Genomic DNA, 25250 nt, shown 5'->3' with positions numbered 1-25250 from the left:
TGCCTTCCGCAAGTCATCGGCGGGCCTCGCCCGACTCCTCCGGCGCCGAGGCAGCAATCGGCGGGGACCCCAGCCGATGGCCGCAATGCACCTCCAGGACCGGTGACGCTTGCCCCCGGGTATAGGGTATCAGAAAGTCCCGATTGCGCAGATTAGCTCATCATCCCAACGCTGCGCGATGCATCCCATTTTTGGATCACAGTCCTCGCGTTGTGAGGTTCATCCCACAAATTGGGACGGCCCGTCTAAGCCTGGGACGCTGCGCCGATGCATTACGGAGCGGGCGCGCTAAGCTCACTTGGGTCACCGCTGGGCACCGTTGCGTCGATGCGGCTGTGGCAAGCCTGTCCCAGACGCGACGGTCATGTCGCTTGAGGCTAGAGCGATGGCAATCATTCAAACTGCGCCCAAGTCCCTGGACACCCAGCCCAAGACCATCATGCAGCGGTTTCTCGACGGCGTCGAACGGGTGGGGAACATGGTTCCCCATCCCGTGGTCATCTTCCTGATCCTCATCGCCATCGTCATCGTGCTCTCGGCCGTGCTCAGCCTGTTCGGAGCCGCCGTCTCCTTCGAACGCATCAACCCGGACACGCACCAGGTCGAGACCGCCACCACGGAGATCCGCAGTCTGCTGAACACGGACGGCATCCGCTTCCTGTACGCGTCGCTGATCCCGAACTTCATGGGCTTCACTGCGGTCGGGCTCATGATTGCGGCGATGATCGGCGCCGGAGTGGCGGAGGAGTCCGGCCTGGTCACCGCACTGATCCGGAAGCTCGTCATCGTGTCGCCGAATTGGGCGCTGACTTATATCCTGTCCTTCGTCGGCATCCTCGCCAGCATCGCGGCCGATGCCGGCTACCTGGTCCTGATCCCGCTTGCGGGCATCGCCTATCTGGCTGTTGGACGGCATCCACTGGCCGGCCTCGCGCTTGGTTTCGCTGCCGTTGCCGGGGCCTTTACCGTCAACATGCTGATCAAGCCGCTCGACGCCGTGCTCGTCGAATTCACCAATGACGCGGCTCATCTCGTCGATCCCAACCGGTCCATCGGCCTCGCCTCGAATGTCTGGTTCTCGTTCGCCTCGGTGCTGTTCCTCACCGTCGTCGTCGCCTTCATCACCGACCGCATGATCGCGCCCCGCCTGGGAACATACGATCCGAATCTGGCGGCGGAAGGAACCACGACGGAGCAGGGCGCCGAACTCTCGGAGCAGGAGTCCCGCGGCCTGCGGTTCGCCGGCTTTGGACTGCTCGGGCTGCTTGCAATCTTCTGCCTCCTGACCCTTCCCTCGTTTGCACCGTTGCGCAATCCCGAGACCGGAGAGCTCATCGGCAACTCGCCCTTCATGAACGGGCTGATCGCGCTGATCATGCTGATGTTCCTCGTCACGGGATGGGCCTACGGCATCGGTGCCGGCACTCTCAGGACGCTGCCCGAGGTGATCGCGGCGATCGAGAAATCGATCAAAAGTCTCGGCGGCACGATCTTTTTGTTCTTCGTTCTGAGCCAGTTCGTCGCCTATTTCACCTACACCAACATGGGGACGGTGATGGCGCTCAGCCTGTCGGGTGCTCTCCAGGCAGCCAATATCGGAGCGCTGCCGCTGCTGCTTGGCTTCATCGTCGTTGTCGCCATCATCGACCTGCTGCTGACCGGCGCCATCGCCAAATGGGCGATCTTCGCGCCCGTCTTCGTGCCGTTGCTCATGAAGCTCGGGGTCGAGCCGGAGGCGGTGTTGGCCGCCTATCGCGTCGGCGACTCGCCGATGAATGCGATCACGCCCTTGAACGCCTATTTCGCCCTCGTTGTCGGGTTCGCGCAGAGATACGATCGGTCGGCGGGCGTCGGCACCATCGTGTCGCTGATGCTTCCCTATGTCGTGTGGATGTTCATTCTCTGGACCGCTCTCTTCGCCATCTGGCAGATGCTCGGACTTCCCTGGGGAATTTGAGCCAACGCCGATGTCCGTCTGACCGACGCCGTCGTGAGGCAACCTCAAGCAATGGAATGAGACGATGAACAGCTCTGCAACTTCCATCGATGTCGCCGCCGCGGAAGATCACCTGATGCGGTTCCTGTCGGTCGAGGGCGTCACCGGACAGGAGGCGGCAATCGCGGCCGCCGTCTCGGACGCGCTCCAGAAGGCGGGCGTACCGGCCTCCGCGATCCGCTTTGACGAAGTGAACAAGCGCATCCCCGTCCCGACGGAAACCGGCAACCTCATCGTCGATCTGCCTGGAACGCGACCCGGGCCGCGGCTGCTGTTCTCCACCCATCTCGACACGGTGCCGCTCTGTGCCGGCGCCAAGCCTCGGCGCGAGGGCGACCGCATCGTCTCGGACGGCACGACGGCTCTCGGCGGAGACAACCGCACCGGATGCGCCATTCTCGTCGTCCTTGCGGAGACGCTCCTGAAGCACAACCTGCCGCATCCTCCGATCACGCTGCTCTTCACCGTTCGCGAGGAAAGCGGCCTGCACGGCGCGCGCGAACTCGATCCGGCCGATCTCGGCGGCGCGGTGATGTGCATCAACGTCGATGGCCAGGACCCGAACGACTTGATCGTCGGTGCGGTCGGCCAGGAGAACTGGGACGTTGAGATCAGGGGCAAGGCCTCGCATGCGGGTGTGGCGCCCGAGAGGGGCATCTCGGCGACGCTCGTCGGCGCGGTCGCCCTCGCCGAGGCGAAGCGCGAAGGGTGGTTCGGCAAGGTCGTGAAGCCCGACGGCCGGGGCACGAGCAATGTCGGGATCTTCGGCGGCAAGGATGGCAAGGCCGCGGGAGACGCAACGAACGTCGTGACCGACTACGTTTCCATCAAGGGAGAGGCAAGAAGTCCGACATCGGCCTTCGCCACGGCGATCGCGAAGGGATTCGAAAACGCGTTTCAGAAGGCACGCAACGAGGTGAAGGATCATGAGGGCGAGATGGCCGTGATGTCCTTCACGCACATTCCTTCCTACCCACCGTTCAATCTGGATGAGGGCTCGCCCGTGGTGCAGCGTGCCACCAGAGCCATGACCATGCTCGGTCTCAAGCCCAATTACCTGTTCTCGAATGGCGGCCTCGATGCCAATTGGCTCGACAAGCACGGTGTCCCCACGGTCACCATCGGCGCAGGCCAGGCGGAGATTCACACCATCAAGGAATACGTGAACCTACCGGAATTCGCGACGGGGTGCCGCCTCGCGCTGCTGTTGGCCACGATCGAGGACTAGGTGGGCGGAGGGGGCGACATAGTCGATTCGGGAGCACAAGGGCGCCACATGCCTGGCACCCTAACCCATCGCGCACTCCGCAAATGTCGGGTTGACGAGGAGACGAGCGATTGAGCCCGATCACTTATATCGCCGCCATCATCGCAGTCACTGTCGTCCTGTTCATTTGGAACAAGCTGCCGGTCGTTGTCGTCGCGATGGCGACAGCGTTGGCGCTGTGGGCGACGCAGGTTCTCACTCTGGGGCAGGCGCTGGGCGGGTTCGGCGATCCTGCCGTCATCTTCATCGCCTGCCTTTTCGTCGTGAGCGCGGGGCTTGAGACGACCGGCGTCACGGCCTGGGCCGGTCAACTGCTGATCCGGGGCGCCGGACAGGAGAGCCGGACGCGCCTCCTCCTTCTCACCATGAGCCTCGTGGCCGTGCTGACCGCCCTGATCAGCGTCAACGGCGCGGTCGCCGCTCTCCTGCCGGTCGTTGTCGTCATGGCGGTTCGTCTCAAGCGCAAGTCCTCGCAGCTCCTGATGCCACTCGTCTTCTCCGCCCATGCGGGATCGATGCTCGCCCTCACCGGCACGCCCGTGAACGTCCTCGTCTCCGAGGCAGGGTTTGAGGCTGGAGTCGGCGGGTTCGGCTTCTTCGAGTTCGCACTCGTCGGCATTCCCTTGCTTGCCGGCACGATGGCCATCATCGTTCTGTTCGGCGAGCGCCTCCTGCCCCAGCGCAACGGCGCCAAGATGCCGGCGGACCTCAGCCGTCATGCCAGGACGCTGGTGGAGCAATACGGGCTGGCTGACGGCATCTTCCAACTGCGCGTGCGTGCCACCTCTCCCTATGTCGGTCTTTCACCATCCGACATCGACCTCTCGGCCTTTCCCGGCATGCAGCTCGTGGCCGTCCAGGACGGCGACAGTGCCGCCCCGCTGCGCCGGCCCGTGGGAGATGGCGATCACATGCTCGTGCGGGGGACGGCGGAAGCCGCCGCCGCACTCGCCAAGCGGATGCATCTGTCGTTCCGCGAGGACACGGCGTCGGACCAGGGCGAGGAGACCCTGTTCAACCGCCGATCCGGTCTAGCCGAGGTGGTGATCCCGCCGCGCTCGGGCCTAATCGGCCAGACCATGTTCCCGGGCATGGTCACCGACAGCGGAGACCTCATCGTTCTCGCGGTGCAGCGGGCCGGGTCTCCGACCGACGCCGTCAACTCGAAGGCCGGCAGTGGCGGCGTCGCGTTGCGACCTGGCGATACCATGCTGCTTCAGGGGACCTGGAAGGCTCTCGATCTTCATCTCAGCGATCCGGATGTCCTGGTGGTCAACTCGCCCGAACTGGTACGGCGCCAAGCCGTGCCCCTGGGGCCGGGAGCCTACCAGACGATTGCCGTCCTGGCCGGCATGGTCATCCTGCTCGCGACCGGCTTCGTGCCGCCTGCCGTCGCCGGCCTGCTCGCCGCCGGGGCCATCATCCTTTCGCGGATCCTGACCGTCGAGCAATCCTACCGCGCCATCGACTGGACGACGGTGATCCTCGTCGGTGCTCTGATGCCGCTGTCGACGGCGATGGTGGAAACCGGAGCCGACGAACTCATGGCCGAAGGCCTGGTCGGGCTCGTCGGCGACGTCGGGCCCGTTGCCCTGCTTGCCGGCCTTTTCGTGCTCACCGCCGTCATGGGCCAGTTGATCAGCAACACCGCGACTGCACTGATCGTCATTCCCATCGGCATGGCGGCCGCGACCAGCATGGGGATCTCGCCCCGCCCCGTGCTCATGAGCATCGCAGTGGCCGCGGCCGGGGCCTTCCTGACCCCCATTGCAACGCCGACGAACCTGATGGTCATGGGACCGGGAGGGTACGCGTTTGGCGATTACTGGAAGCTGGGATTGCCGCTGCTGATCTGGTTCTTCGTCGTATCGGTCTTCCTGGTGCCGCTGATCTGGCGGTTCTGATCGGTGGCGCATAAAGCCGCCACGCACAATTCGAACGGACGAGCGCGATCTGACTGCAAATTGGATACCATGAGAGGCATGGTCGCAAATGGGTCAAGCAGATTTGGACGACAATGCCGCCGGCATACCTTCTTGGTCACATGGACTGATCAGCCTCTGGGCCGTGCTTTTTGTCGTCTGGATGGTTGCCAATTCCACGGTGGCGACCGTCGTCGTGCTCCTCGGCGCAGCGATCACGCTGCCCATCGCCTGGATTCTCGCGGCCTCCGGCGGCACCTGGAACCGGATTCGCTGGACTCCCGACGGGCTTCTCCACTTCTCACTCTACGGCGCGACGTTCCTCGTCGAGCTCGTCAAGGCCAACATCGCCATGATGCGCTACGTCTATGCGCCGCGGATCGATATCAAGCCGGGCATCGTCAAGGTCCGCACCCGCCTCAAATCGCCGATCGGCCGACTGGCACTTGCCAATACGATCGCGCTGACGCCGGGCTCGCTCGTGATGGAATTGAGGGGCGACACGCTCTTCATCCACCTGCTCGATATCGACGGCATCGACGCCGACGCGACGACAGACGCGATCGTCAGACCGTTCGAAAGGCATCTGGAGCACGTCTTTGGCTGAATCCATCGTCCAGGTCGCGGCTGCCCTCATCTTCGGCGCCATATCACTTGGCGTCATCCGGCTGGTACTCGGGCCGACAACGATCGACCGGATCGTCGCGATCGACATGCTGACGATCATCTCGATCTCGCTCATCGTTCTCTATGCCCATGTTTCGGGACGCTTCGTCTATATCGATGTCGCTCTCGTCTATGGATTGCTGAGCTTCCTGGCGGTGCTGGCGATCGCACGCTTTTTGGAAAAGGGACTCTAGCGCATGCTCCAGCTTCTCATCCTGGTGGTCTGTGCCGGCATTCTCGTCAGCGGGCTTCTCGCGGTGTGCCTGAACAACCTCATCGCCGCGATGGTGAGCTCGGGCCTGGCCGGCCTGTTCGCGTCCGTGTCGTTCCTGCTGCTTGCGGCTCCGGACGTGGCGATGGCGGAGGCGGCGATCGGATCGGGCCTCACGACCTTCATCTTCATCTATGCCCTCCGCCATGCCGGCCACGGGGAACATGAACCATGATCGAGCTGATCGGAAGCCTGTTGATCCTGTCTGGCGCCGTGTTCCTGTTCTCAGCCGGCCTCGGCCTCGTGCGCATGCCGGATTCCTTCACCCGCATCCAGGCCGGCACCAAGGCGACGACCCTGGGCAACATACTGATCGTGGTCGGTCTTGCCTTCTACCATCCGGGATGGATCCCCAAATTGGCCCTTGTCATCTTTTTCGTCCTGATGACGAATCCCGTTTCCTCCCACGCACTGTCGCGCGCCGCGCATCGGATCCGCACGCCGATGACGCCGGCAACCGTGACGGACGCGCTCGCGGACGACGGGAAGACCGGCGATGCGGAGGGAGCACCATGATCCATCGCGTCGGCGCCCTCTTCGCCGTCACCCTGTTCGCACTGATCTTCGTCCGATTGGCCGGAGGCTATACGGAACGGTCGGCCCTTCGCCCGCTTGCGGAACACTACGTGTTGCAGGCCCCGCTCGAACTCGGGGTCTCGAATATCGTCACCGGAATCCTCATCGCCTATCGCGGCTTCGATACGCTGGGCGAGGTTGCCGTGCTTTTCATGGTGGCGGCCAGTGTCGGCCTGCTTCTCAGGAAGGACGAAGCCGACCTCGGGGAAGCAAAGGCACCCCAGCGCAGGCCCGCCAGCGAGATCGTGATGACCGGCTCCCGGGTGTTGCTGCCCGTGATCCTGACGTTCGGCGCCTATGTCATCGTCAACGGTCACCTGTCCGCCGGAGGCGGGTTTCAAGGCGGCGCCATCGTCGCCTCCGGAGTCATGCTGTTGCTTCTGGCTGACCCGGCCGCACGGCTCAACGCCGCGGCGCTTAGCATGATCGAGTCCCTTGCCGGCATGTTGTATGTTGGGATGGGCATTCTCGGACTGATCCTAGCCGGTGGCTTCCTCGACCCGCGGTTCCTGCCGCTCGGCGAAGCCGGGACCCTCATCAGCGCCGGCGCCATTCCGTTGGTCTCGGCGCTGCTCGGCATCAAGGTCGGGGCAGAGCTCAGTGTCATCATCAACCGCTTCCGAAGTTGAGCGATCGAGTCCATGGCAACGATCCTACCGGTGTCCTCCATCCTGCTGATCACGGGCTTCGGGCTCGTCCTGATCGGCCTCTGCGGCATCCTGATCCATCGCCATCTGCTTCGCATCATCATCGGGTTCACCCTGTTCGGCACCGGACTCCATATCGTCATCGTTGCAACCGGCTATGTGACCGGCGGCACGGCACCGATCATCGACCGTGCGCTCGGCCCGGCCGAGGCAGGACGTGCGATCGACCCCATCCCTTCCGCGTTGGTGGTGACGGCCATCGTCATCGGCTTCGCGGTGACGGCCATCATGCTCGCTTATGCGGTCCGTCTCCATTCGGCCAGGAAGACCTTCGACATCGGTGCGTTCACGGAGTCGAAATGGTAGCGAGCCTGTTCCATCCGCTCAACATCTTCCTTCTCGGTCTGGGTGGCGGATTCGTCATTCCGCTGCTCGTCCGGATCGGCAACGCCTGGCTGTCCGCCGGCTTCTTCGTCGCACTCGTCGGAATTGGGGTCATCAGCGGCGTTTCGCTGCTGCGCATTCTCGCTGGCGAGCCGCCCATCGATGTCCTCACGGCAGGATCGTTGCCGCCCGTCTCGATCAGTCTGCGCTTTGGCCTGGCCGAGGGATTTGTCGCCGCAAGCGTCAATGTCGTGGCCATCCTTGGAGCGCTGCATCTTTGGGATCGGCTGCGCGGCAACTACGCGGCGCTGCTGCTCTACCTGGGCCTCACCATGGGCATCAACGGCATGGTGATGACCCGGGACCTTTTCAATCTCTTCGTCTTCCTGGAGATCGTCTCCATCGCGACCTATGGACTTCTCGGGCTCGAGCGCACACCGGCCGCGTTGGGGGCGGCGTTCAAGTTCATCATGGCGACGGTCATCGCGTCGTCGTTCTTCCTGCTCGGCACCGGCTTGCTTTACCTGGCCGTCGGCAGTCTCAGCATCGATGCGCTCGTTGCCGCCCGGTCCGACGTCACGGGGCCCGTCGGCGAGGCGGCGCTCCTTCTCGTCCTGTCCTGCTTGGTCATCGAACTGAAGCCTTTCCCCGCCAATGGCTGGGGACTCGACGTCTATGAAACCGCCCCGAGCGGCATCGTCGCGATGATCTCCGTCGGTGTCTCCGCTGGCGTATTCTTCTCGCTCGTGAAACTGCTCCCCCTCTTTGAGGACCAGCTCCCCATCCTCGCTGTCTCGGGCGGAGCCACGTTCCTTTTCTCCAACCTGATCGGTCTGAAGCAGTCCAATATCCAGCGGCTTCTCGGCTATTCGTCGATCGGGCAAATGGGCCTGCTCCTCCTCGGACTGGCGCTTCTGCATCAGGTCGGCGCAGTGGCATCGATTCCGCTGGTGGTGGGTGGCCTGTTCCTGAATCATCTTCTCGCCAAGGCCGGACTCTTCTGGATCGCCGCCGTGATCCGGCAGCGCGATCTCGACCAAGCTGTCGGCCTCGCCGGTCGCCCGCTCCTCGCGGGGCTGCTGACCCTCTTCCTCGTGGCCATCGCCGGACTGCCACCATTCCCCGGATTCTGGGCCAAATGGGCACTTGTCATGCAACTGACCAGCGCTGCCAAGCTGCCTTGGGTCGCGCTGATCCTATGCGGCTCGCTGCTGGAAGCAGCGTATATGTTCCGCTGGTTCACCCGCGCCCTCTGCACGCAGGATAACGGCCCGACCGACATGCCATCGGCCGCCGCGTTGTTTTCGATCGTGGCCGTCGCGCTCCTTCTGTGCATCTCCGGCTATGTCGCGGCGCGCGCCTCGGGAGCAGGCGCACCCTGGATGTTCGTCCCGCTCCTTGCCGGCCTCGTTCTCCATGCGCTCGACCGCATGCCAGGCCGGGCAAAGGGCTTGCTGATGCTTGCTGTCGTCCTTGTCGCCGGTAGTCTCCTGGCGCAAGCCGCCCAGGGCCTTGCCTGGCTCTTCGCGATCCTGCTCCTCGCCGGCAGCCTCGTCATTGCCGCGGCGGGCCTCTACAGGGTTGATGAACGCCCTGGCTACTATCCGATGCTGGCGATCCTCCTGCTTTCGATCCAGGCGCTGCTTCGATCGTCCACGAGCCTGGAGTTCTTCTTCAGTTGGGAGATCGTGACCCTGTCGACCTGTTTCCTGATCGCGAAGGGCCGGGGTGCGGGGCCGCATGTTCTGGGCTTCCTGCTGTTCTCTTTGCTGTCTGCCTTCCTTGTGCTGGCTGGTTTTGCCGGTATCGCCGCGGTCAGCGGCTCGACCAGCCTGAATGCGCTGATGACGAGCGGCCCGGACGCCAGCGTAGCTTTCGCATTCCTCGCGGCCGGCTTCCTGGTCAAGGCGGGTGCGATCGGCGTGCACGTCTGGCTGCCCGGAGCCTATTCCGAGGCGGACGACGATTTCACCGCAATGCTCTCCGGCGTAATCAGCAAGGTTGCGGTCTTCGGTCTGCTCATGGGAACCTACCTCGCGATCCGGTCCGAGGTCGGACTGGAGCTCGCGCATGCAATGGCCTGGCTCGGCATGCTGACGACTATTGCCGGTGCGTTGATGGCGCTCCAGCAGACCGATTTCAAATGCCTCCTCGCGCTCTCCAGCATGAGCCAGCTCGGCTACATCATCACCGCTACGGCCCTGATGAGCCATCTCGGTTGGGTGACCGCGCTCTATCTCGTCGCGAACCACATGATGGTGAAGGGAATTCTCTTCCTCGCGGTCGCCGGGATCACCTTGCGCACGGGTACGCGCAGCTTCGCGGAAACAGGTGGGCTTGCCCGCACCATGCCGATGACATTCGCCATCGTGCTCGTCGCCGTCATTTCGATGTCGGGTCTGCCGCCACTGATGGGTTTTGGTGGCAAGTGGTTGCTGTTGAGCGCCATGACGGAGAAGGGCTGGCACTTTCTCGCCGTCGCCGGGCTCGTGGCGACCTTCCTTGGCTTCCTCTACATGATCCGTCTCGTCAGCGGCCTCTTCCTTGGGCCGTATAGGGGTGAGCACGTGAAAGTCAGGGAGGCGCCAACGGCTCTCCTCCTTCCGCAACTCGTGCTGATCGCGGGTATCCTCGTTCTTTCACTCTACCCGAAATTGCTGATGGATCCCGTTTCCGCTGCAATCGACCCGCAATTCGCCTCGACGCTGGTCTGGGAGGGGATGTCCCTGGAGACGATCTATGGCTACTGGAATCCGACGCCGATCATGATTGGAGCCGTCACCATCGCGGCTGTCCTCGGACTGATCGCCTGGCTCGCATATTCTGGCGACCAGCGGAATGTCGTCGATCTTCGTCAGTTCTTCGCCTTCTATCGCCCCATCATCGGCTTCGCATCGCCCCCTGTCGCTATCGTCTTCTGGCGGAGCATCGCGGACGGCACGCTTGCCGCAGCGGATTTGGCCCGAGGAGTCTATTCCGGGAACGGTCAGACCTATGCCCTGTATGTGCTGTTCTATTTCCTGGTCATCTATGTCACGAGCACCGGACTCGCGGGGCTATGGGCCGGAGGTTGACCCTGAGCGCCGACACAGTCTCGGGACGTGGGTCGCTCTGGGAGAGCGTCCATCAGAAGGGTACGTGAACGGATGGCGGGAAGGGTTACAACACTCCTCATGGTGATGTTCCGGTCCCTCGTCGGGAAGAGGATTGTGCAATCAGGAGTGGATTGCCTGTTCCAGAATGACCATGAGGGTGGGTTGCTTAGCCTCGCGTCCCATTAGCGTGCCGAGCGCCCCGTTGAGGCGTACGCCGCTAGAATTTGGTTGCCGTCAGCCCTGAGACGACCCAATCTGGCGCTCCGCAGCGTAACGATCGGTCGTGCGAAGAAATCCTGGAATGTCCGAACTTGCTGTCATCCTTGGCCTGCTTGCCGCCGCGATCGTGATGTTCGCCATCAACAAGCCTCGCCTGGACGCCGTGGCGCTGATCATGCTCACGGCGCTGCCCCTGACAGGCGTACTCACGATGCAGGAAGCGCTCGCAGGCTTCAGCGATCCCAACATTGTCCTGATTGCCGCCCTGTTCGTGATCGGAGAGGGACTGGTGCGAACAGGCGTGGCTCAGGGGCTCGGCGACTGGCTGACCACGAAGGCCGGGGCTAACGAACTGCGCTTGACGACTCTTCTGATGACGGTCGTCTGCGCACTCGGAGCGACCATGAGTTCGACTGCCGTGACTGCAATCTTCATCCCCGTTGCGCTGCGGATCGCCCAAGGCACTGGCATCCCGCCCGGCCGATTGATGATGCCGATCAGCTTCGCGGCCCTGATCAGCGGGATGACGACACTGGTCGCAACAGCACCGAACCTCGTGGTCAACAGCGAACTCGAGCGTCACGGCATCGCGGGCTTCTCGTTCTTCAGCTTCACGCCTTTCGGCATGCCCATCCTGGTGCTGGGCATCATCTACATGGCGTTCGCGCGACGCTGGTTGCCGGCTAAACATCGGGCGAAGACCGCCAACCGGCCGACATTCGCAATGTGGGTCGACGAGTATGGCCTCGCGAACCGCGAATATCGTCTTCTCGTGACGGACCGCTCCCCGCTCGCCGGCAAGACCTTGGAGGAACTCAACCTGCGCGGCTCATCCGGGGCAAACATTATCGCCATAGAGAGAAGCCGCAACTTCTCGAGGGAACTTCTCCGGCCGACCGCAAAAATGGAAATCAGGGTCGACGATGTCCTGCTGATCGACTTGCTCCCGAACAGCAGGGACGTCCAGTCCATTCGGGACGATTTCCTCCTTGAGGAGTTGCCGCTGGAGGGGACCTACTTCAGCGATCGTTCGCAGGAAATCGGATTGGCGGAAGTCATCGTACCGCCATCGTCTGATCTGGTTGGACGCTCGGTGCTCGAAGCGCATTTCCGGAGTCGCTTCGGACTTTCGGCCATTGGCCTCAGGCGAGGCCGTATCGTGCACGACCGAAGTCTCGTCAACGAAAGGCTCGAGGTTGGCGACATGCTCCTGCTCGTCGGGACCTGGAGCGACATCGAGCAACTTCGGTCGGACGATGAGGACCTGGCAGACCGTATGTTCGTTGCCGGCGGAGGTGGCTCGTCCACACTATGCGATGAGCGAGGGTTGCGCTGGATGGGCCGGCGCCGAGCCTCCCGCACAGGGGACGAGCCATGCAGCAGAAGAGCAAAGTGTTTGTCGGTCTGGATACCTCCAAACTGAAGATCTCCGTCGCCGTGGCCGAGGACGGCCGCCAGGGAGAGATCCGCTTTCTCGGCGAGATCGACAATACCCCCGAGGCGATGCGGCGCCTGGTCCACAAGCTGGCGAGCCGGCACGGCGAATTGTTGTTCTGCTACGAGGCCGGCCCCACCGGCTATGGCCTGCAGCGCCAGATCGCGGCTCTGGGACATGAGTGTGCCGTCATCGCGCCGTCGCTCATCCCCAAGCGTCCGGGCGAGCGCGTCAAGACCAACCGGCGCGATGCCCTCACCCTGGCCCGGCTGCACCGGGCCGGCGAGCTGACTGCCATCTGGGTGCCGGATCCGGGCCATGAGGCGGTGCGCGAGCTGGTGCGGGCGCGGGAGGCAGCGATGGAAGATCTGCGCGAGAAGCGCCAGCATCTGCAATCCTTCCTGCTGCGTCATGGGCGGATCTTTCCCGGCCGCAGACCGTGGACCCAGGCGCATGCCCGCTGGCTTGCGGAGCTCGTCTTCGAGCATTCGGCTCAGTATCTGGTCCTGCGCGAGTACCGGCAGGCGATCGAGGAGGCCGAAGCCCGCCTGGACCGGCTGACCCAGCAAGTCGCTGAGGTGGTTGCGACCTGGTCGATGGCGCCGGTGGTCGAGGCGTATCAGGCCCTGCGCGGCGTGGCGCTGCTGACCGCCGTCACCTTTGTGGCCGAGATCGGCGATGTGCGCCGCTTCGACAGCCCGCGGCAGCTGATGGCCTATCTCGGCCTGGTGCCGTGCGAGAGCTCGACCGGCGAGCGGGTGCGGCGGGGCCGCATCACCAAAGCGGGCAACGCGAGAGTGCGTCGGGTTCTCATTGAAGGTGCCTGGACCTATCGCTTTCCGGCCCGGATGAGCCGCTTGCTGCAGGAGCGCCAGGAGGGCTTGCCAGCGGCCGTGCGGGCGATTGCCTGGAAGGCACAGGTGCGGCTGTGCGCGCGCTATCGGCGGCTGATGGCCGCTGGCAAGCGCCAGACCGTGGTCACCACCGCGATCGCACGGGAGATGGCAGCCTTCCTCTGGGCCATCGGGCGTGAGATCGAGCCGCGCTCGGCCGCATAAAGCCGAACGCGCTCACGGTCATTGCGGAGGGCCTTATCAGTTTGGACTGACATCTGCGGTTGCGCAGCGCCGGCGGCAGGGCCTCGGTGGGGAATCCTTGAGAGAATTGTGTGGCCGATGAGCCTTCATCGACGCCCGCTGGCAGATCGAGGCAGCCCCGGACGAACACACGGAAATGCGGTGACCAACCCGCGCATCAGAGTTGGCTCAACCGTCGTCTTGCAGCTCTGCCGCCAGCCCTGCACAATCGCTCCATCCTGCCACACCCGGCTCCCGCCCTGGGATCGCACTCCCACGTCCAAGCTCATTGACAACGAACATCAGAGAATTATCCGACTCCCCGCGGAACTCGACGAAGTTCTCCCAGTCCCCGGAAAGGCCGTTCAAGCGGTTGCTTGCCTAGCGCTCGTCGTCGGGCTGATGATCAGCGGCGTCATTCCGAACGTACATGCCGCGTTGATCGGGTGCCTGCTGATGGGGCTATTGGGGTGCATCGATCTTCCCAGCGCCTATCGCTCGATCGACTGGAAGACGATTGTGCTCATCGTTGGCATGCTGCCGTTCTCGATCGCGTTGCAGAGGACCGGGGGAGTGGACTTGGCCGCTGATGCCCTCATGACGCTCATCAGCGAATCCGGGCCCCGTGTGATCCTCGGAGCCCTCTTCCTCATAACCGCGCTGCTCGGCATGTTCATCTCCAACACCGCGACCGCGGTCCTGATGGCGCCGGTCGCCCTTGCGGTGGCCAAGGATCTGAACGCTTCGCCGTATCCTTTTGCCATGATCGTGGCCTTGGCTGCCTCAACCGCTTTCATGACGCCTGTCTCGTCTCCGGTGAACACCCTGGTGGTTGGTCCGGGGAATTATTCGTTCGGAGACTTCATAAGGCTTGGCGTGCCTTTCTCCATCCTCGTCCTTATCGTTTGCGTGATCGTGGTACCTTGGATCCTGCCGATGTAGCAGACGTTGGAGGCGATCGGTTAACGGATAGTTCGTGACAAACCGAGCCGGGCGGTGGATTCGTGCCGGGGGTGCGCGGAACCAGCCTCATTCGCAGGCTGGGATGCAGGAACCCCAGACGTGGACGGCTTGTCTTCGGCACCGCTATCGATGAGTTGATCCGTTGCGAGGAAGAGGATGCAGACCTTTGCTCCACCACGTTCGGTCAGGTAACCCGGCAATTCCGCATTGCGATCGTAGTTCACGTGCCACGCGCAATCAGGTGGCGATGTGTTCGCGTTGACAGCCTTCTGAGGGGTCTGCCCGAGTGCGCCGTGGGATACGGCAAGTGACGCCAAGGCCAGTGATCCTGGAAGAAATCGCTTCATGTTCCATCCCGATCTGGTGTTTTTGGCTAGGGATAGGAGCATTGCGCATGCCGCTAGAGCTGAATGCATCAATCTCGGAACGACGGCCATCTCCGAATGAGATGCCTCGCTCAGCCGGGATGTCTGTTGTTTGTCAATCGGGATGGCTCTAGGAGGGATCCCAAGCGCCCTCAATCCTCATGGCACCGGGCGGCAAATGCTCCAAAGGCACCCCTTATTTCGCAGTGGTGGCCCGGATGGCCCCCTCTTTAGGATCGCGTCTACTAAACGGGAGCCAACAGGGGAATAGGACTCTTTAATCATGGAATACTGCATGGGTTAGGGACCTTCGAAGATCCGGTTGGGGTCAAGGACGATCCTTGGCGCGGCCGTGGAGATGTCCGCTCACCGCGCGAATGCGGACATTCGATCGACTTCGGCCTCATGCCGAAAGGAGACCTTCCGGATACACAGAGGGAGTTCCGGAGACGGAATTTTACAAGGAATCTCTGCTTGAGCCCTGCACTAGGCTGTGTGTCTAGGCGATGATATGACCCTGTCCTGTGATGGTCGCTCCGCTTTTCCTTGCGGTCCGGCAATGTCCGGGAGGTATTCCCTACCGAAGCAATCCGACCTCTCGGTTTCAATGGCTCATCAACCGAGCGATATCGGCAGCGAAACGCATCTCAGAGTCGTCCTGTGGCTGATAGTCAATCACCCGACGCGCATTGGTGATGCTCCAGAACTTGCGGGCGTTGTTGGAAACCCCGTAGAAGATATGAAATGGCACACCGTACTCATCGTCGATCCGAGACGTCTCAATGGATTTGCAGAATAGCTGCTGCAAATCGCGCCCGCTGATGTAGCCTGCGAGTTCGCGCACGTAACGATAACGGGGCAGATCGGCAAACTGGCTGGCGTCGATCTCCCGAGGAACGACAACCCGAAGTTGAATTACCTCTAGCTTCCGTCCAAGGCTGCCACACGCATACAAAAACCCGAGCGACTCGTAAGCCGCCTTGGCCCAACCATAGAAATTGTCCGGTCGCGGGTAATCCTCCGGACCGACGCGATCACGCAGGCCAGCAAAGTAGGGTTGCTCGTACCACTTCGCTGCCTGATTGGTGCTGGCCGCCACCACTCGTCGTACACCGTGGTCCAGAGCCATCTGGTAGACCCGCTGCATCATATCGATGTTACGGCGTTCGCCGTCGTACTGGCTTTGCGGATCGGAACCGGCCGGTGGCTGGTAGGCCGAGTGGACCACCACATCCATTCCGGTGAAAATAGCGCTCAGATCCGCAGAACTCGCCGTGAGCAGATCGAGCACCTTGACACCATCAATCGGCTGACCTGTTCCATTCTCCCGCCGAGTGTCGATGAGCCGCAAGTCATACCGTTCGCGAAAGTCCGGGAGCAACTGGCCCGCGATGTAACCGGTTGCACCTGTCAGCAGCACCCGTTGCTTTGCCATGGCCAATCTCCTTCACACCCTTTGCTGAGTTTTGACTGTTCTGCGTCAGCAACAAGCCTTACCCTTCGCGCGAATAACGCGTGTAAAGTCGGAAAAGCGCCAGGGGCGGCGACCGCCCTGGCAGATCATTCAAGCGGCCCTTCTTCGACAGCCTCGTTCAGGCGCTTACTGCTTCTGAACTTCGAGTCGGATTACGTTCCACGTGGCCGGAGCGAGCTTGGCCCGTACCTGTTCGCCCCAAATCTCAACACCCTCCAGTGACGAGGGCTTGATCGTATCTGGTGCATCCTTCGTGTTGATGGCCATGAGATCGTCGTTGCGCAGTTGGTGCGCCTCCTTCACTGCCAGACCCTCGAAGCCACGCACGAGCGCTTCGATCGACAGGCTCTCATCGAGGCTGCGGTTGAGCGCAAAGATGGTGACGCAATCCTCGTCATGGTTGTGAACCACGGAGAGCTTGAGGTAGGGCACGGCCGGAAGCGGGAACCGTAGCTCCGATGTACCACGTGGATCGTAGTACGTCGTCTCGTAGGTGGGCGAATTCACCTTCGTTTGCAGCACCGTGCCCCGGCCGAGATTGCTCATATCTTTGAAGGGATAGAAAATCGACTGACGCCAGGCAGGCCCGCCAGTCTCGGTCATAATCGGAGCAATCGCGTTCACCAGCTGCGCAAGGCAGGCCGACTTGATCCGATCGGCGTGATTGAGCAGGGAGATGCAGGCGCCTCCAAAAGCAAGCGCGTCCTGCATGTTGTAGATCTCCTCGAGGATCGTTGGCGCGACAGGCCAACCGAGCTTGACGCGACCCTCGTTCTTGCGGCGGGTCCGATACCAGACGTTCCACTCGTCGAAACTCAGCATGATGCGCTTGGGCGAGCGCTTGCGCGCAGCGACCGCGTCCGCAATAGCGACAACCTCCTCGATGAAGCTGTCCATCAGGTCCGGACTTGCGAGGAATGCCGGGGTGTCATCCGCATAGTTATTCAGATAGGTATGCAATGAGATGTATTCGACATGATCAAATGAGTGATCAAGCACAGTGTCCTCCCAGCTGCCGAAGGTCGGCATGTTGCGCGAGGACGAGCCGCAGGCGGCGAGTTCAATAGTTGGATCGATCCATTTCATAAGCTTGGCGGCCTCGGCCGCTATCCGTCCATATTCCCACGCAGTCTTGGTCTCCATTTGCCATGGGCCGTCCATCTCGTTGCCCAGGCACCAGAACCGCACGTTGTGCGGCTTTTCCCATCCATGAGATCGGCGCAGATCGGACAGTTCAGTACCACTTGGAAAATTGCAGTACTCCAAGAGACGGCGAGCATCATCGGGGCCCCGTGTGCCGAGATTGACAGCCATCATGGGCTCTACGCCGGCCACTCGGCACCAGTCCATGAACTCGTTGGTGCCAAATGTGTTCGGCTCGGTCGACATCCAAGCGAGATCAAGCCGGCGCGGGCGGTTCTCCACAGGGCCGACGCCATCCTCCCAATTGTATCCGGAGACGAAGTTTCCACCTGGATAGCGGATAATGGTGGGAGCCAGCTCCCGGACGAGCTCAAGTACGTCACGTCGGAATCCCCGCTCGTCAGCCGTTGAATGGCCCGGCTCGTAGATGCCGCCGTAAACGCAGCGTCCCAGGTGCTCGACGAAGGCGCCGAACAGACGAGGATCCGTTTCCGCGATTGAGAAATCGCGGTCAATGGTGACTTTGGCTTCTTTCATGGGAAGGCTCCGATCAATTAAGCAGGCAAACTCTTTTTGAGCTGGTGATGGGAATGAGGGGTGGATCAGGTCGCTACTGCCGGGATGATGTCCGTGAAAGGGTCGTCGCGCCAAGCGTTGTCGACGGACAGCACCGCCTGGCGGAGCTTGATGGAATACGGATGTTGCGGGGCCGCCAGCACCGTCCGGGCGTCGCCACCTTCAACTACCTTGCCCTTCTGCATGATGATCAGACGGTCGCTGATATAGTAGGCGGTCGCGAGATCGTGCGTGATGTAGATGATCGAGACTCCGATTTCGTCCCGCAGCTTTTTGAACAGGTTGATCACGGTCATACGCAACGATGCGTCGATCATCGAGACTGGCTCGTCGGCGACGATCAGGGACGGATTGGACACGAGCGCGCGCGCAATCGCCACGCGCTGGAGCTGCCCTCCCGACATTTCGTGCGGATAGCGCCCTCGGATTTCGGCAAGTGACAGGCCGACTTTGCGCAGGGACTCGTCAGCCCGCTCTGCCGCCGCCTCCGTTGTGCGGCATTCCGTAAAGCGCCGAGCCGCACTGAAAAGGTAGCGATCGACGCGCTTCAGGGGATTGAATGCATCGAAAGGATTCTGGAAGATCGCCTGCACGTGGCTCATGAACGCGAGCCTGTCACGGCGGCTGCGGACGTCGCGCAGGTCTCTTCCCCGAAACATGATTCGCCCGCTTGTCGGAGCGACGCTGTTCAAGATCATGCCCGCCAGAGTGGTTTTTCCACTGCCGGACTCACCGATGATGGTAAACACCTCAGGCTTATCCGCCGCGAGAGAAAAGCTGACATCATTCACGGCATGGTTGACCCTCCGCGAAACAAGACCGCCCCTCGTAAAGATCTTGTTGACGTTTTCCACGTCAAGAAGGTTCGGACTCATGCGCTTGCCTCCTTATGCGACCGCCTCGACCCGAGTGGGATCGGCCTGAGCAACGTGGCAGGCTGCCCGGTGCCCGGGCAGGATTTCCACCATTTGCGGAGCCTCGCGGTGACAGATGTCGATGGCGAGAGGGCAGCGGGGATGGAACCGGCACCCCGACGGAGGGTCAGCGAGACTCGGCGGCGAGCCTTCAAGGCCCTTCTTTGGCGCTTCGTCCCCGATGCGCGGCAGGCTGGAAATCAGATGCGCGGTGTAGGGATGGAGCGGCTTCTTGAACACATCCCTTGTCCTGCCCTCTTCCACTAGCCGGCCGGCATACATGATGCCGAGACGGTCGGTGAGGTTGGCGTGAACCGCCATATCGTGGGTCACGAATAAGACCGAGGACCCGAGCTCCTGCTGGATCTCCCGCACCATGGAGAGCACGCCCTTCTGGACGATCACGTCCAGCGCCGTCGTCGGCTCGTCGGCGATAATAAATTCCGGGCTGCAGACGGTTGCCAGAGCGATGGTCACCCTCTGCCGCATCCCGCCAGACAGCTCGTGCGGGTAGGCCTGGAGGACCGCAGGATCGAGGTGAACGCGTTTCAGGTGGCGCTCCACGAGGCGGGTAAAGTCGCCCCCCTTCACCCTCACGTGCGGCAATGCGAAGTCCGCGAAGGCGTGCTTGATCCGCCGAACCGGATTCAGCACGCTCATGGAGCCTTGCATGATGTAAGACAGATGGCTCCAGCGGATCGCCGACAGCTCCTGCGGCGAAAGCTTGTAGATATCCCGCTCTCCATCCTTGAAATTGAACCGCACGGAGCCTTCGATAACTCGGAACGGAGGACGGATGGCGCCCGCAATGGTCTTGATGAGGGAGCTCTTTCCGGAACTCGACTCGCCGGCGAGCCCATAGATCTCGTTGCGGTTGATCTTGAGGCTTACGTCGTCGACCGCCCTCACCTCGCGGTCGACGCCGAACAGCTGCGTCTTGTAGTAAGCCTTCAACCGGTCCACTGCGAGCAGCGGCGCGGTCTGCGGAGCCTTTAGTTCGACGGAAGGAGGAATGGGTCGGAGCCCGGTGATCATGCCTGCCCTCCGAGACGGCTGAGACGACTACGCGGGTCGATGTATTCGTTCATCGAGATGGCGAGCAGGAACAGACCGATAAACAGCATGATGACGAGCACGACCGGGAACGTGATCCACCACCAGATGCCTGAAACCAGTGCAGTGTGCTGGTTTGCCCAGTAGATCATGCCGCCGATAGTGGGAGTGTTGATGTCGGTGAAACCCAAGACCGACAGCGTTACCTCGATGCCGATCGACCAATTGATGTTGTTCATGGTCGTCGAGAACACAATCGGCAGAACGAACGGCAAGTGTTCCTGGAGAACGATCTTGCCGGTGCCCATACCTGAGAACACGGCTTGGCGCGTGAATTCGCGGGTCCTCAGGCTCATGGCAATGGACCGGATCAGCCGCGCATCATAGGCCCATCCCAGAAGCGCGGTGATAACGGCGAGCATCGCCCAGGACATCTGGTCCCGCATGATGAAGTAGAACAGCACCAAGATGGGAAAGAGCGGGATTACGACGAAAGTATCGTTGATCGACATCAGGACGCGGTCGACCCAGCCGCCCTTGTAGCCTGAAATCAGTCCGACCCCGAGCGATATGATACGGCTGAGAACCGCCACCACGATGCCAAACAGCAGGGTATTTCGGATCGCAAAGGTGAGCTGCCAGAATACGTCCTGCCCGCGCGACGTGGTGCCCAGAGGATACTCCCAGGAGGGTGGCACATCGGGCGGTACGACGTAGACGTCCATCGGCGGATACGGTGAAAAGAAGGAGCAGACCGCAACCGCCAGCACAACAAGCACCAGCACAAGGCCTATGGCGAACTCTCCATTGTAGCGGAAGAGGTCGCGAAAAATCTTCAGAGTGCTCATCAGCGTGCCTCCACGCGTGGATCGATCAGCGGATAGAGAAGATCGATGAGCAGGACAGTGGCGGAGACGGCCACGATCGAGACTGTTGTGATACCAAGAACCAGGCTGTAGTCACCGGCATGGACTGCGCTGATCAGGAGCGATCCAACACCTGGGTAACCAAAGACCTGCTCGGTGATGATTGCACCGTTGAAGATGGCCCCCAGCTGCAAGGCGAGGCCAGTCACCTGGGGGCCGAGGGCATTCCGCATCACGTAGGATCGCAGGATCTTGCTGCGCTTGACGCCCGCGAGCTCCGCGTAGACGACATAGTCTTCGGTTACGATGTTGGACACAAGCGAGCGCATCCCCATGAACCACCCGCCAATGCCGACCGCCATCAGAGAAAGCACGGGCAGGATCGAGTGAATGGCGACATCGAGGGCAAAGGCAGGCGTGTTGGAGCGGTCCGACGCCATTGTAGCGCCACCGCTGATCGGCAGAACCGGCCAGAGGAAACCAAAGACGATCAGGAGGACGAAGGCGACGACGTAGTACGGGATGGGGTGGATCCCCATGCTGAGAACGCCGAACGCCTTGAGGATGCGGCTGTTACGGTAGTAGCCCGCGAGACCGCCGAGTAAATTGCCGAGAAACCAGGTCAGGAGCGTCGAAACCAGGAGGAGACCGACGGTCCAGGGAAGGGCTCGCAGGATGAGCTGCGAGACCGGTGTTGGAAAAGCCGACAAGGAGGGCCCAAAGTCTCCGACCAAAACCCGTTTCCAGAACGAGACGTACTGTTCCCAGGGCGTGCCCTCGAGACCATAGAGCTGACGCAGCGATTGCCGCATCATCTCGATGGCTTCCGGACTGGTAGCCCCGTACGCTGTCGCTGCTGAGATTGATTGTTCGACCGGGTTGATCGGGGTCATATGCGTCACCAGATAGGTGATGTTGATCCCGACGAAGACGACGACAGCGAACTGCACCAGCCGCTTGGACAGGTAGGTCAGGTAAGCCCTCATGGACCGCTCCTTGTCTGACAATAGAAAGAGACGTCTGCGCGCTACTGCTGCTTGGGCTTCAGCTTCACCATCATTGAGCGGGAATTACCCCAATTCGGGACGGGATTGGCATAGGGATTGTCCGCAGTCGGGTATCCTGTCCAATATGTCTCATCCATGGCCGTGAAGACATTGTATGCCATCAGCGGGATGATCGGCATTTCGCGAACAATGAGCTTGGCGTACTCACGACCAAGTTCGACGGTCCGCTTGTCGTCGAAGGAAATCCGGCGCACCTCCTCGATGATCTTGTCGAGCTCCGGATTGCTCCACCGCTGCCAGTTGCGCGGCGATTGCGTCTTGCCCGAGGCCGCGACGAACTGGGAGTGCCAGCTGTCGAGGAAGTAGGACAGGTCCGGATGGCCGCCGTAGGTCTCGACACTCCAGGAAATGAGCGTCTCGAAGTCGCCGGCGTTGCGGCGGTCGAGCATCGTGCCTTGAGCGACCTCCGTCTTGGCATCAATGCCGAACTGGCGCCATTGCTGGACGATCATGGTGCCGGCTCGGGTCAGGATCGGACGGGTGTCACCCTCGACCATCAGCTTGATCGAGAACGGCTTGCCGTCGGGCGTGTACCAGGCATTGCCGCGTTTCGTATAGCCGGCTTTCTCAAGCAGCTCCGCGGCAGCCTGCGGGCTTGGCTTCCACCAACCGTAGCCGAACGCCTTTCCGATCTCCTTCGGATCGGTCGGAATCTGCTCCTTCATGGTGGGGCGCAGCATTTCGGCAATCTGGCTTCCGATGTTTGGATCGTAAGGCTTTATCTTGCTTTTGCCGGTGTCGATCTCATAGGACGCCAGCCACTCCTGGAGCGGGATGTGGTAGTCGTCGGGATGAGTCCCGGTCGGTGGGATACCGATTGGCGAAAGCGTGGCAGCACCGCGATAGGACGCCATCGAGACGGCCTTGACATCGATCAGCAGTGCCAGCGCCCACCGCACATCGCGGTTCTGGAAGGCCGGGTTCTGCATGTTGAAGATCACCGACGGCAAGGTCGGGTCGGGATGCGCGAATGGGAAGTTCTTGAACCAAGTCTTAAGGCTCGGAGACTGCTTGGACAGGGTGAACATGCCTTCGGGGGCAATGTCATGCACCACATCCAAGTTGTGGTTGAGCTGCGCGATCACGCGCTTATCCGGCGGACCTGGGTCGATATAGGCTGCAAATTTCGGTCCCGGCTCACCGTACCGCCCAAGTGTGGTGCGTTGCCAGTCGTCGCGCTTCTGCCAGATGTACCACTTCCCGTCAGGGTCGAAGCTGTGGATCTTGTAGGCACCAAGAGAAACTGGCGGGTTGAAGTCGAATTTCTGTGGATCGGCAGCTTTCTCGAAGACGTGCTTCGGCATCATCCAGATAGCGTTGAACCGCACCGTAAAGAGCGAGTGGAAGCGAGAGTTCGGCTTTTTGAGCTTGAACCGAACGGTCCATGGCTCGGGCGATGACACGCTCTCGACGTTCAGCGCCAGCAACGCACTCCAGCGCATGCCCGGATTCTTGATCTGGGTCTCGACCGTGTAGATGAGATCATCGGCGGTAAACTCGACGCCGTCGCTCCAGTAGACCCCAGGACGCAGCTTGACCGTCATCTCGGTGAAGTCCGCGTTGTAAATCGGCTTTTCCGCCGCAAGCGAGTTTTCCCAGACCCCATCGAGGCCGCGCTCCGGATCGATGTACCAGAGCGTATCAAGGGCAAGCTGATGCAGCCCGGTGTACTGCCCGCCAGCATTGATGGTCCAGATGTTGAACCATCCAGGGTTCTTGATCGTGCCTTCCGGGTTTTCGAGAATGAGGGTCTCGTTCCGGGGCACACCCGGGACGGTGGTTTGAGCCAGCGCGGTGGTCGCGGCCAAAGCCAGACCTGTCGCAACGGTAAGCAAGCGTAGAATTCGCATTGGCGCTCCTCCAGGGATCAACTTTATGTTTTTTCTTAGTTAGCACTTAGTTTTCGGGATTGGTCAACGGGATCATTGATATATATCGAAACTCCCGATACATATCCTTTTCAGCTGAACGGGCTCCAAGTGGCCCGAGATCTTGGTCGAGCGGTTGCATGTCGACATTCAAAAGAAAATTTCTGACGCTTGTCGCAGAGGAAAGCTCTGAAGCAATCCGAGGAATCGCTTCCCCCGGGCGGATTCGGATCCTCAAGCTTCTGCGGGCACGAGGTCCGCTGAACGTGAATGAGATCAGCGATGCACTGGACTTGCCGCAGTCCACGATTGCAACCCATATCCAGGTATTAGAACGCTCGGGGCTGATTGAGACAGAGACGCTCAAAGCGTCCAAGGGACAGCAGAAGGTCTGCTCAATTCGCTATGACGAAATCATCATTCGATTCGACGATCAGGATGCACTCAAGAGCAGGGACCATGTCGAAGTGTCCATGCCTATCGGTCTCTATACGAGCTGTGATGTGAGCGCCCCCTGCGGACTCTGCTCGACAGAGAATGTCCTGGGCGTTCTCGACGTGCCGGATTTCTTTCTCGATCCCCACCGCATGAATGCATCGTTGATCTGGTTCAGGCGGGGGTTCGTCGAATACAAATTCCCTAACAACGGCAAGGTTCTAGGCGCTAAGATCGATAGGCTCGAATTCGTTATGGAGCTTTCGTCGGAGGTTCCGGGCACGAGCCTTGACTGGCCATCCGAGATCAGCCTCTGGGTCAACAATGTGAAAATCGGGACTTGGATCTCCCCGAGTGACTTCGGCGACAAGCGCGGTGTTTACACTCCACAATGGTGGAAGCTGGAGGGGTCACAATACGGCAAGCTCGTTACTTGGCGGATCTCCCGGAGTGGAACATCGGTGAACGACGTCCAGATATCGGATGTAACACTCGATAAACTTGATCTCGATAAGCATCACGGAATTCGTTTGAGGATCGGGATCGATGAGACGGCCCGACACCCTGGTGGAATTAATATCTTTGGTCGCGGTTTCGGAAATTATGATCAGGATATCGTTATGCGGATCCATCTGAAGGAGCAACCGGGCGCCTTGGTGTAAATGGCAAACTCCAAAGGGCCGTAAGGTCCGAATTGGGTCGAGATCCTATGAGGGGTGGATAGCGATCCGCTTGATGGCAGAGTGAGGTTGCTGACCCACCACTCTGGAGGCGACCCATGTCATTCGATCACCGGCCCACGCAGACCGCTATCCGCACTGATCTTGGCGCGATCTTCATCTCGATGGAACTCTTATGTTCAAATGCAAGCGGCACGGCCACGACTGTTCATCCCGCCAATCATGGCTGGTCCCGCATCGTGGAGCTCATGCGCAATGTAGGAGACAGGGCCTCAAGACGACGGTTTGCAAA

The 25250-nt window shown here is 61.2% G+C and carries 22 protein-coding genes; 15 read left to right on the top strand and 7 right to left on the bottom strand.

What is annotated here, in order from left to right:
- Positions 1–385: 385 nt before the first annotated feature.
- From FS320_RS07935 to FS320_RS07875, 13 genes are all read left to right on the top strand, one after another.
- On the top strand, positions 386–1957 hold the full coding sequence (locus FS320_RS07935; protein ID WP_152710621.1) for an AbgT family transporter: 1572 nt from the start codon (positions 386–388) through the stop codon (positions 1955–1957).
- Between the two features lie 64 nt (positions 1958–2021).
- On the top strand, positions 2022–3224 hold the full coding sequence (locus FS320_RS07930; RefSeq protein ID WP_152710619.1) for a M20/M25/M40 family metallo-hydrolase: 1203 nt from the start codon (positions 2022–2024) through the stop codon (positions 3222–3224).
- Positions 3225–3334: 110 nt separating this feature from the next.
- A complete protein-coding gene (locus tag FS320_RS07925) occupies positions 3335–5167 on the top strand; it encodes an SLC13 family permease (RefSeq protein ID WP_152710617.1) in 1833 nt (610 codons plus the stop codon).
- 103 nt (positions 5168–5270) lie between these two features.
- Entirely contained in the window at positions 5271–5792 is a 522-nt protein-coding gene (locus FS320_RS07920; RefSeq protein WP_244627026.1) for a Na+/H+ antiporter subunit E, read from the top strand.
- Positions 5785–6045: an MrpF/PhaF family protein gene (locus tag FS320_RS07915; RefSeq protein WP_152710613.1), complete on the top strand. Its 261-nt coding sequence runs from the start codon at positions 5785–5787 to the stop codon at positions 6043–6045. Before FS320_RS07920 ends, FS320_RS07915 begins: the two co-directional genes overlap by 8 nt.
- Positions 6046–6048: 3 nt before the next feature.
- Positions 6049–6297 (top strand): Na(+)/H(+) antiporter subunit B, encoded by a 249-nt coding sequence (locus FS320_RS07910; RefSeq protein ID WP_152710612.1) that lies wholly within the window; start codon positions 6049–6051, stop codon positions 6295–6297.
- A complete protein-coding gene (mnhG, locus tag FS320_RS07905; protein WP_152710610.1) occupies positions 6294–6638 on the top strand; it encodes a monovalent cation/H(+) antiporter subunit G in 345 nt (114 codons plus the stop codon). Before FS320_RS07910 ends, mnhG begins: the two co-directional genes overlap by 4 nt.
- Complete coding sequence (gene mbhE, locus FS320_RS07900; RefSeq protein ID WP_152710608.1) at positions 6635–7327, top strand: hydrogen gas-evolving membrane-bound hydrogenase subunit E; 693 nt, start codon at positions 6635–6637, stop codon at positions 7325–7327. Before mnhG ends, mbhE begins: the two co-directional genes overlap by 4 nt.
- A gap of 12 nt (positions 7328–7339) precedes the next feature.
- Positions 7340–7711, top strand: coding sequence for a sodium:proton antiporter (locus FS320_RS07895; RefSeq protein WP_152710606.1), 372 nt, complete (start codon positions 7340–7342; stop codon positions 7709–7711).
- Positions 7705–10803, top strand: a complete 3099-nt coding sequence (locus tag FS320_RS07890) for a proton-conducting transporter transmembrane domain-containing protein (protein WP_152710604.1) — start codon at positions 7705–7707, stop codon at positions 10801–10803. The genes FS320_RS07895 and FS320_RS07890 overlap by 7 nt, the downstream gene beginning before the upstream one ends.
- A gap of 322 nt (positions 10804–11125) precedes the next feature.
- Positions 11126–12466, top strand: coding sequence for an SLC13 family permease (locus FS320_RS07885; protein ID WP_152710602.1), 1341 nt, complete (start codon positions 11126–11128; stop codon positions 12464–12466).
- Positions 12418–13536: an IS110 family RNA-guided transposase gene (locus tag FS320_RS07880; protein ID WP_152710600.1), complete on the top strand. Its 1119-nt coding sequence runs from the start codon at positions 12418–12420 to the stop codon at positions 13534–13536. Before FS320_RS07885 ends, FS320_RS07880 begins: the two co-directional genes overlap by 49 nt.
- A 117-nt stretch (positions 13537–13653) precedes the next feature.
- Complete coding sequence (locus tag FS320_RS07875) at positions 13654–14496, top strand: SLC13 family permease (protein ID WP_152710599.1); 843 nt, start codon at positions 13654–13656, stop codon at positions 14494–14496.
- Positions 14497–15486: 990 nt separating this feature from the next.
- Here FS320_RS07875 and FS320_RS07870 read toward each other — a convergent pair.
- From FS320_RS07870 to FS320_RS07840, 7 genes are all read right to left on the bottom strand, one after another.
- Positions 15487–16317, bottom strand: coding sequence for an NAD-dependent epimerase/dehydratase family protein (locus tag FS320_RS07870; protein WP_152710597.1), 831 nt, complete (start codon positions 16315–16317; stop codon positions 15487–15489).
- 165 nt (positions 16318–16482) lie between these two features.
- Positions 16483–18036 carry an arabinosylfuranosidase ArfA gene (gene arfA / locus FS320_RS07865; protein ID WP_152710595.1) on the bottom strand — a complete coding sequence of 518 codons (1554 nt, stop codon included), beginning with the start codon at positions 18034–18036 and terminating at the stop codon, positions 16483–16485.
- A gap of 65 nt (positions 18037–18101) precedes the next feature.
- The gene (locus FS320_RS07860; protein ID WP_152710594.1) at positions 18102–18950 is read right to left on the bottom strand and encodes an ABC transporter ATP-binding protein; all 849 of its coding nucleotides are present in this window, start codon (positions 18948–18950) and stop codon (positions 18102–18104) included.
- 12 nt (positions 18951–18962) lie between these two features.
- Positions 18963–20024, bottom strand: a complete 1062-nt coding sequence (locus tag FS320_RS07855; protein ID WP_152710591.1) for an ABC transporter ATP-binding protein — start codon at positions 20022–20024, stop codon at positions 18963–18965.
- Positions 20021–20890, bottom strand: coding sequence for an ABC transporter permease (locus tag FS320_RS07850; protein ID WP_152710589.1), 870 nt, complete (start codon positions 20888–20890; stop codon positions 20021–20023). The genes FS320_RS07855 and FS320_RS07850 overlap by 4 nt, the downstream gene beginning before the upstream one ends.
- The gene (locus tag FS320_RS07845) at positions 20890–21894 is read right to left on the bottom strand and encodes an ABC transporter permease (protein WP_152710587.1); all 1005 of its coding nucleotides are present in this window, start codon (positions 21892–21894) and stop codon (positions 20890–20892) included. The genes FS320_RS07850 and FS320_RS07845 overlap by 1 nt, the downstream gene beginning before the upstream one ends.
- Before the next feature lie 41 nt (positions 21895–21935).
- Positions 21936–23825 carry an ABC transporter substrate-binding protein gene (locus FS320_RS07840; protein ID WP_152710585.1) on the bottom strand — a complete coding sequence of 630 codons (1890 nt, stop codon included), beginning with the start codon at positions 23823–23825 and terminating at the stop codon, positions 21936–21938.
- A gap of 158 nt (positions 23826–23983) precedes the next feature.
- Here FS320_RS07840 and FS320_RS07835 point away from each other — a divergent pair, with 158 nt between their 5' ends.
- Complete coding sequence (locus tag FS320_RS07835) at positions 23984–24940, top strand: ArsR/SmtB family transcription factor (protein ID WP_152710583.1); 957 nt, start codon at positions 23984–23986, stop codon at positions 24938–24940.
- A 116-nt stretch (positions 24941–25056) separates the two neighbouring features.
- Positions 25057–25250, top strand: a 194-nt coding sequence (locus tag FS320_RS47170) for a hypothetical protein (RefSeq protein WP_210252203.1), incomplete at its 3' end; no start/stop codon positions are given.

This window comes from Microvirga tunisiensis (genome assembly GCF_009296175.1).
GTDB classification, from domain to species: Bacteria; Pseudomonadota; Alphaproteobacteria; order Rhizobiales; family Beijerinckiaceae; genus Microvirga; species Microvirga tunisiensis.
The sequence above is the reverse complement of the archived record's forward strand: the minus strand, read 5'-3'. Positions and strand labels throughout refer to the sequence as shown.